The organism is Streptomyces roseus, from assembly GCF_001044425.1.
In the GTDB taxonomy this organism is placed as follows: domain Bacteria; phylum Actinomycetota; class Actinomycetes; order Streptomycetales; family Streptomycetaceae; genus Streptomyces; species Streptomyces roseus.
The window spans coordinates 1-8,355 of the sequence record NZ_LFML01000098.1 but is presented as its reverse complement, the minus strand read 5'-3'; the positions used below and the strand labels follow the sequence as shown (position 1 = coordinate 8,355).

The window sequence follows — 8,355 nt, the reverse complement described above, 5'->3', positions numbered from 1 at the left end:
ACCCGCCCCGCTCATCGTGCTCGTCTTGACGCTCAGGGAGGCCGACTTGAGCACCGTGCCCGCGGGCGCGGCGGGCAGGTCGAAGCGCAGGTAGCTGGTGTACGGCGAGGATCCCCGCACCGCGAGCGAGGACGAGCCACCGTAGTTGGTGTCCGGCGCGCCCGCGTTCGCGTACGTGTCCTCGGCGGCCCGCACCTGGACGACCGAGTCCGCCGGGGCGGTGGCCAGGGCGTAGTGGTTCTGTACCTGCGCCGCGCTCAGGACGCTCGGGTAGACGGCGGTCTCGTCCAGCCGGCCCGCCCAGAACTCGCTGGTCGGGGGGTTCGGCCAGCCGCCGAGGCTGTCGCCGCCGGCGTGCCAGTAGCCGGCGTAGTTCTCGTGCGTGGTGACGGCGAGGGTGCCCTTCTGCGCGCCGTCCACATAGAGGACCATGCCGCCCGGACCCTGGGTGGCGACGACGTGGTGCCACTGGTCGTCGTTGTACGCGGCGCCGGTGGTGATGGTGCGGGTGGCCCCGGTGTACACGCCGTAGACGAGGCGCCCGTCGTTGGTCATGTAGAGGTGCTTGTCGTACTGACTGCTGCCGCGCACCTGGTTGTTGCCGAAGCCGAAGAGCTTGCCGCCCCGGGTGGTGTTCGTCTTGAACCAGGTCTCGATGGTGTACGCGGCGCCGATGGTCTGGCGCTGGTCCCCGTAGACCCGGGTGTCCGTGCCGTTGAAGCCGATCGCCGTGCTCGCGCCCGAGACCGCGCCGGGCGTCTGGCGCAGGGCCGGGGCGTTCAGGTGCACGCCGTTCTGGTTGCCGGCCGCGGAGGAGTCGGCGACGTTGGGCAGGGACGCGTCGTCGTAGCGCCAGAACAGCTGGGCGCCGTCCGCTCGCACCTGATGGGGGTACGCGTCGACCGAGGTCGGCACGGTCACGCTCGCGGTCGCCGACGGGGCACTGGTGTTGCCGGCCGCGTCGGTGGCCGTGACCCGGTACGTGTAGGACTGGCCGGCGGCGGCGGTCGTGTCGGTCCAGGAGGCCTGCGGACGCTTGAAGAAGAGCGAGTCCGCCGTGACGGTGGCGATCGGGGTGGCCGAGCCGCCCCGGTAGATGCGGTAGGTCAGCGCGCTGTCGTCCAGGTCGAGGCTGGTGCGCCAGCGCACCTGCACCTCGCCGGGTTTGAAGCTCGCCGCGGTCGCGACGGGCACGGTGGGCGCTCCCGTGTCGCCGGTGGAGGCGAAGCGGGTCAGGCTCTGCTGTGCGGAACCGTTGACGGAGGTGAACTCCCCGCCGACCCACAGGTACTGGACCCCGCCCTTGGAGCCGACCGCCATCACGCGCGGGCCGATGCCCTCGCCGATGCCGTCGTTGGTGTCAGGGGCCCAGCCCAGCTTGCCGACGCTGGTGGTCGGCTGGGCGAGCAGGTGGTGGCGCTGCCCGTCCGGGTATTCGCCGACGCTGGAGCAGTCGTGGGCGTGGGAGGCGCTGTACAGGACGTTCTGGTACGGGAGCACGGCTTGGGTCGCGCCGAGGCAGGTGTCGCGCCAGCGCTGGTTGAAATCGCCGAGGTCGAGCGCGATCCGGCCGTCGAACACGCCGCCGCCGGTGCCCTCGTTGGCGGTGTAGAAGCCGGTCGCGTCGGTCGCGATGTCCTTGACGACGGAGTTGGTCTCGATGAAACCGGCGTACGTCTTGGTGAGCGCGCCGCTGCCCGCGTCCACGACGGCCAGCGCGTGCGTGTCCGTCCCGTTGACGGTGAAGAAGTCGCCGCCGAGGAGGACGCGGCTGCCGTCGGGGGTGACCTCGACGGCGCGGCCGGGCTCGTCGGCGTCGGCGGTGAAGGGCCGCAGCGCGCCGTCGTCCGCGTCCACGGCGGCGAACCGCCGGCGCGGCTGCCCGGCGACGGTCAGGAAGTCTCCGCCCGCGTAGACGGTGTCGTTCGTGACGGCGAGGGCCCGCACGGTGGCCGCGAAGGCGGGGCGGAAGCCGGTCTTGACCGTACAGGTCGCCACGTCGATGGCGGCGATGCTGGACACCGGGGTGCCGTTGACGGCGCCGAAGTAGCCGCCGGCGTAGAGGGTCTGCTTGTCCGGGGAGAGGGTGAGGGCGCGGACGGTGGCGGTGCCGCCGCCGACCGTGAAGGAGAGGTGGCAGGAGGTCGGGGCGCCGGTCGCGGCGTCGAGGGCGGCGAAGTTCACCGCGGACTGCTCGGCGCCGCCCGATCCCTCGGGCGGGCGGACCGCGGAGAAGGTGCCCCCGACGAAGACGGTGCCGCCCGTCTCGGCGAGGGCCCAGACGACGCCGTTGGGCTGCCAGGTGGACAGCGCGTCGGCGGTGAAGGCGACGGGCGGGGTGACGGCCGCCGCCTGCGGGACGAGGCCGAGGACCGCGCTCGCGCCGGTCCCGGCCAGGGACAGGGCGAGTGCGGCCGCGAGCCCTCTGGATCTACGCATGAACCCCCCAGTTCGGTGTCACTGTGCGGTGATGGCCGAAAACCGGCGTTCAGTCGCCGTTACCGGCCGTGCGTACGGGCGCACACTAGGCCTGTTCGCACCCCCGTTCACCCCACTTGACGCATTGGATGCCAAATTGGAGGCGTCCGGCGCCGACAACCGGTTCTCGCCATGATCATTTCTGTTGGGGGGCGGAGCTCAGCGTCAGGCGGTCGGCAGGGGGCGGCAGAGGAGGGCCGCCGGACCCGGGCGGGCGGCCGCGCGCGTGGTGAAGGCGATGCCCGCCGCGTACTCGGTCGGCAGGCACTGGCCCTTGTAGTCCCCGTACGCGAACTCGCCGCCGGGACCGCCGGGCGGGCGGTTGTCGCCCCGGTCGAACCAGAGCGTGCGGCCGCCCGCCGGGAGTGCCGTGCGGCCCGGTGCGCACAGGGCCGCCGAGACCCGCTCGCCGCGCACGCTGTAGCCGATCAGGAACTGGCCGGCCGGACACTGGAACTTCGTGTAGCCGGAGGCCCAGTCGCCGCCCGGGGGGACGTACGCCTCGTCGCGGACCACCGTGTGGCCGCCCGTCGCGGCCCGCAGGCCGGAGGTGGCGCACAGGCCGCGCCCGTCCGTGTGGCCGAGTCCGGCCAGCCGGGAGCCGTCGGGACACACCGCTTTGCGGGCCGCGTTGTCCCAGTCACCGGTGGCCCGCGTGAGCAGGGAGGCGTTGTGGTCGCGGTGGTCGGTGGACAGCTGGTACCAGGAGGGGGTGACGGGGATCGGGCCGGTGCGCCCGGGGGTGGCGAGGGCAGTCCACGGCTGGGTCCGCCAGTCGCCCGCGTCGAGTACGCCGGTGCGGCGGCCGGAGGCGTCGTAGCGGAGCATCGCCCAGGAGTCGCCGCCCGGGGCCCCCTGGGCGGTGGTGCTCCAGCCGACCAGCGGCCAGTACGCGAAGTCGGCGTCGACGGCGTTCAGGAAGCCGGTGAGGTTCTGGAACCAGGCGCGCGGGAGGGCGCCGCTCTCGTCGGCGCCGGTGCCGAACTCGCTGACCCAGACGGGTGCGGTGAAGTGGTTGCCGGTTTCCGCGGAAACATAGAGGGCCTGGTCGTAGAGGGTCTGTTCGAGCTGGGCCCGGCTCATGTCCTGGTAGCGGAGGTCGTGGGTCTCCCCCATGCCGGTCGCGCCGCTGTGCCGGGGCCCGGTGTACCCGTAGAAGTGGGCGGAGTACACCAGCTTGCCCGAGACCACGAGGGTGTGGGACAGCGTGCGCACGGGGGTGAGGGTGGGGCGGCCGTGCGGGAGGCCGTCCAGGGGGATGCCGGTCCAGTTGATGCCCTCGACCACGATGAGCAGGTTCGGGTTGGCCTCGGCGAGAATCCGGTCGCCCGCCTCCTGGGCGGCTGCCTGCCAGTCGTGGTCGTCCCCGAGTCCCCAGTTGGGGTCGTCGAGCACGTCGCGGCGGACCTCGTTGTAGAGGTCGGCCCCGACGACGCGCGGGTTGTCGCGGTAGCGGCGGGCCAGGAACACCCAGTCGTCGGCCCATTGGGCGGTGGTCCTGCCGCTGTTCCAGCGCTCGTTGCCGTCGAGTCCGCAGCACCAGCGGGTGGTGCCGGTGTGGTTGTTGAGGATGACGGCGAAGCCGGCGTCGGTGAGCGCGGCGACGACGGCGTCGTAGACCTGGAGCGGGGTGCGCCCGCGCAGTGCCGGGTTGGCGGCGACGGCCGCGTCCGGGACGGGGGCGGTGGTGCGGAGCATCTCGTTGGAGAAGGGCAGCCGGATGCTGTTGAGGCCGAGGGCCCGGAAGTCGGCCAGCAGGGTGGACATCGGCACCCGGTCCAGGCCGATGGGGATGCCGTTGGAGTTCTGTCCGGCGTGGTGCGTGGCGGGGTCGTTGCGGTCGCCGCTGCCGTTCCAGGAGCCCTGGGCGCCGTCCCAGTTGCCGGAGCGCAGCCGGAAGCGGTTGCCCTGCGCGTCGACGACGTAGCGGCCGCGGGTGGACAGCGGCGGGGTCCACGCTTCGGCCGGGGCGGCGGATACGGGCGGGGAGCCGGGCCTGGACACGAGTGCCGGCGCGGGCGCGGCTGCGGCGGATGCCGGCCCGGCCACCGCCGGCAGGGCTCCCGCCAGCAGCAGGAGGGCGCCGGACAGCGCGCGGATGAGGCTCTTCATGTCGCTCCTGCGAAGGGGGGTCTGACGCAACTGGCGGATGCCGCGCACAAGTTACCGGCCGGTTGCCGACCATGGAAGCCACGCGGGCACCGACTTTCCGGCCTCCGCGGCCCGGGCCGTTCCCTTACGTGCGGTCACCCTGGCGAAACGGCCCCGCGCGGGACCGTCAGCGCCTACCGTGCCCTGGGGGGACGGGACCGAACGGGAGGGTGGGGCGGATGGACGAGGAAGAGGACATGCGGCTGGCGAGGATGACGCCGGAGATCTCCCGCCGCACCCTCACGATGCTGCGCGGGCTCGCCGGGCTGGAGCCGCCGGAGCAGGTACCTGAGGACGCGATGCTCGTCGCCGACGCGATCTTGGCCGAGCACGGCACCGACGGGCTGCGCGTCCTGGTGATGACCCTGGCGGCCTGGGCCACGGCGCAGATCGAGAACGTCGCCGAGCTGAGCCGCCGCAGCCACGAGGCGGTCCTCGACGCGATGGAGCTGGCCTGCCTGGAGGCCAACGCCGAGGACTGAGCGCCCCGCGCCGGGCGCCGCCGGCCGACTTCGAGGAGTCGGGGCCCCGACCGCGCCGGGGGTGTGGCGGACCGCCCGCGGGGGTACCGGACAACCGGTTGATGCGCCGCACCCGGATTCGTCCGGATGTCGGTCACACTGGGGGGTAACGGGGGGCCCTGATCGGAGGCCGTCGTGAGCACACCTTCCCCCATCCGAATCGCCGCCGTCCTCTCCACCGAATACCGCGGACGGCTGATGTCCCAGGCCCGCGAGGTCAATTTCCCCGAGGGTGCGAGGATCTTCGAGGAGGGCGCGCGCGCCGAGGCCTTCTGGATCGTGCGATCCGGCACGGTGACGCTCCAGATCCCGCTGCCCACCCGGCGGCCGGCCCCCGTCGAGAACATCGGCCCCGGGGAACTCGTCGGCTGGTCATGGCTCTTCCCGCCGTACACCTGGCAGCTGAGTGCCGAGGCGATGACCCCGGTGCGCTCGTACGAGTTCGACGCGACCTCCGTCCGCATGCTGATGGACGCCGATCCCGCGTTCGGCTCCGCCGTCGGCCACTGGGTCGGACGGGTGCTCGCGCTGCGGCTGCACCAGACCCGGACCCGGCTGATCGACCTCTACGCCCCGCGCATCGCGACGGCCGGCTAGAGAGGCCCGCCCGGCACGCGTTCCCGGAGGCCGAAGCCGCCTCCGGGAATGTTTCAGCGCGTGTGTTCGGCCGTTTCGGCGGACTGCTCCGCCACAGGTCAGCGCGGCCCGGGCCACTGCGGTCTGCATGCATTCGCTCACGATCGGTGACGGAAAATCGCGGTGCGAACGGGCGTTCACGGTCCGTGTCGGCAAGACTCCTGTCCGCTATCCGAAGCAACCACTCAAGGGAGTTCGAAATGCGGTCCATCGCAAAGGGTCTCGGCCTCGGTTCCGCCGCCATGGCGCTCACCGCCCTCACGGCCCTGGCCTGGCCCGGAGCCGCCGACGCCGCACCGTCGGGGGCGGAGAGCCTGTACGCGCCCTCCGCCCTCGTCCTGAGCCTCACCGCCGGGGAGGACACCACGCACGGCACGGTGCTGCGCGCCGTGACCCTCGTCTGCGCGCCGGCCCCGGGCGGCACGCACCCGTCCCCCGCCGCCGCCTGCGCGGAACTGCGGGCGAGCGCGCACCAGTTGGACGCGGTCGCCGCGCCCGGCGCGGGCGTCGACTGCACCCGGGAGTGGAACCCGATGACGGTGACGGCCGTCGGGGTGTGGCAGGGCCGCCGGATGAGCTACTCGTACACCTTCGGCAACCCGTGCGGCCTGCGGCACACCAGCGGCGCGCTGTTCGGCTTCTGAACCGGCACGACGCGAACGGCCGGGCGGCGTCGTGCGACCGCCGCCCGGCGCACGGGGCGGGAGCCCGGCGCCCGGCGAGGGCCCAGCGCACGGCGGGCGTCCCGTCCCCGCCCCGGCAAGCCCCCTCCCGCCCCGGGCCCCTCAGCCCAGTTCGAGGCTGGTCACCCCGTACAACCCCGCCAGTTCGATCTCGGGGGCCGGGCCGGTGTACATCCGGGCGGCCTCGAAGGTCGGCTCCAGCCCCAGACCCGCCACGAGGGCGGTGGCCGACGGATTCGCGTCCGGCACGTCCACCGCGACCACCCCGTCGGGGGTGTGCTCCGCGAGCCGGTGCAGCAGCGCGGCGGCGACCTCCGGGGACGAGGCGTACAGCGGGCCGATGCGCGAGGCCCCGCTGCACGGGCGGACCACGCCGAGGCCCTCGATACGGCCGTCGCGGACGGCCGCGAGGGCGGTACGGCCCGGCAACCCCGTCCAGGCCGACAGGAAGGAGTCGCGCGACGCGGGGAAGAAGCGCCGGTCGTAGGCGGCGAGCAGCCCGAAGGGCAGCGAGGCGGCGTCGACCACCTCGAATCCGGCGCCACCGCCACCGCCACCGCCACCCGATCCGTTCGGCCGCGGGACGCCCTCGTGGCGGACGTTGTTCCAGGCGGAACGGAACCCGGACTTGCGGTAGTTGTCCTGCTGGTCGACCACCCCGTCCAGACCGACGAGCCGTCCGTCGAGCCGCTCCATCCCGGCCTGCCACAGCCGGATCCCGTAGCCCTGTCCCCGATAGGCGGGGCGGGCGATGTAGAAGCCGATGAACCCGAAGTCCGGCCCGTACCGCACGGCCGAGATGCAGGCCACCGGTTCGCCGCCGATCCGGCCGACGAGGAAGCCGGCCGGATCGGCGACCGCGAAGGCGAAGCGGTCGGAGTCCCCCGGGTTCCACCCTTCCTCGTCGGCCCAGTGGCGGATCAGTCCCATGTCGGCGGCGCTCGCGCCGCCGATCTCGAATCCCGTCATGCCCGGTGTTGTACCAGACGGCGTACGTGCGGGGTCAGCCCGCGCAGATCACGTCGTCGAGCTTGATCGGCCGGGAGTCGAGGCGCACGTACGCGGTGAAGGTGTCGGTGCGGTCCCCTGCCCAGTGGGTGGTGACGGTGGCCCAGCCGACTCCCGCCGTATGGGCGACGGTGACCGCTCCGACGACGATGTCCCGGGGCTCGTCGTGGGCGCAGAGCAGCACGTCGGAGGTCGGGGCGTGCGCCTGCTTCTCCTTGAGCTGCTGCGAGATGGCCAGTTCGCGGTCGCGCGCGGACGGACCGTGGTGGCCGTAGAACGCGGTGAGGAAGGCACTGATCTCGGAGGCGGTGTGCCGGTGGCGGCCGGCGGCCACCGGCGTGGGGTCGCCGACGGCTGCGACGGCGGTGGTCGGGGCCGGCAGCACGAGCAGGGCCAGCAGCAGGGCGCCGAGGCTGTACGGGGTGGTCTTCATGCGGGATGTGTAACCACCCGGGGACTTCGCGGGCAGGGGTGGGCCGCGGATCTCACTCCTGTGGGGGGCGGGATTCACCGCAGGAACGCACCTCCCGGGCCCCTGGGCGGCGTGAGCCGGTTAATACGGTCGCGGCTCCGGTCCTGCCGTACGTAGGGTCCGACCATGGGGAAGCCGCTCGTCGCAGTGTTCAGTGGGGCCGGGATGTCGACCGATTCCGGGATTCCCGACTACCGGGGCCCGCAGGGGTTGTGGCGCCGGGATCCGGAGGCCGAGAAGCTGGTGACGTACGCGCACTACATGGCGGATCCGGAGGTCCGGCGCCGCTCCTGGCGGATGCGCGCCGAGGTCGCGGCCCTGGGGGCGCAGCCGAATGCCGCGCATCTGGCCGTGGCGGAGCTGGAGCGCGCCGGCACCCCGGTACGCGTCGTCACGCAGAACGTGG

Annotated in this window: 8 protein-coding genes; 4 read left to right on the top strand and 4 right to left on the bottom strand. The window is 73.1% G+C overall.

Going from position 1 to position 8,355, the window contains the following annotated elements:
• Positions 1-2,439 (bottom strand): LamG-like jellyroll fold domain-containing protein (locus ACS04_RS22975; RefSeq protein WP_063839292.1); only part of this gene is annotated, 2,439 nt, incomplete at its 3' end.
• A gap of 204 nt (positions 2,440-2,643) precedes the next feature.
• Positions 2,644-4,590, bottom strand: a complete 1,947-nt coding sequence (locus tag ACS04_RS22970; RefSeq protein WP_048478610.1) for a glycoside hydrolase family 5 protein — start codon at positions 4,588-4,590, stop codon at positions 2,644-2,646.
• A 218-nt stretch (positions 4,591-4,808) separates the two neighbouring features.
• On the opposite strand from ACS04_RS22970, the gene ACS04_RS22965 reads away from it, so the two are divergent.
• The 3 genes from ACS04_RS22965 to ACS04_RS22955 all read left to right on the top strand — a co-directional run bounded on the left by ACS04_RS22965 (position 4,809) and on the right by ACS04_RS22955 (position 6,430).
• Entirely contained in the window at positions 4,809-5,111 is a 303-nt protein-coding gene (locus ACS04_RS22965; protein WP_048478609.1) for a hypothetical protein, read from the top strand.
• Between the two features lie 174 nt (positions 5,112-5,285).
• Entirely contained in the window at positions 5,286-5,747 is a 462-nt protein-coding gene (locus ACS04_RS22960; protein WP_209441755.1) for a Crp/Fnr family transcriptional regulator, read from the top strand.
• A gap of 239 nt (positions 5,748-5,986) precedes the next feature.
• A complete protein-coding gene (locus tag ACS04_RS22955; RefSeq protein WP_048478608.1) occupies positions 5,987-6,430 on the top strand; it encodes an SSI family serine proteinase inhibitor in 444 nt (147 codons plus the stop codon).
• 141 nt (positions 6,431-6,571) lie between these two features.
• Here ACS04_RS22955 and ACS04_RS22950 read toward each other — a convergent pair whose 3' ends face one another.
• Positions 6,572-7,438, bottom strand: coding sequence for a GNAT family N-acetyltransferase (locus ACS04_RS22950; protein WP_048478607.1), 867 nt, complete (start codon positions 7,436-7,438; stop codon positions 6,572-6,574).
• Positions 7,439-7,472: 34 nt separating this feature from the next.
• Entirely contained in the window at positions 7,473-7,910 is a 438-nt protein-coding gene (locus ACS04_RS22945; RefSeq protein ID WP_048478606.1) for a hypothetical protein, read from the bottom strand.
• A 165-nt stretch (positions 7,911-8,075) separates the two neighbouring features.
• Between ACS04_RS22945 and ACS04_RS22940 the strand changes: the two genes are divergently transcribed.
• The coding region (locus ACS04_RS22940) for an SIR2 family NAD-dependent protein deacylase (RefSeq protein ID WP_048478655.1) at positions 8,076-8,355 on the top strand (280 nt) is incomplete at its 3' end.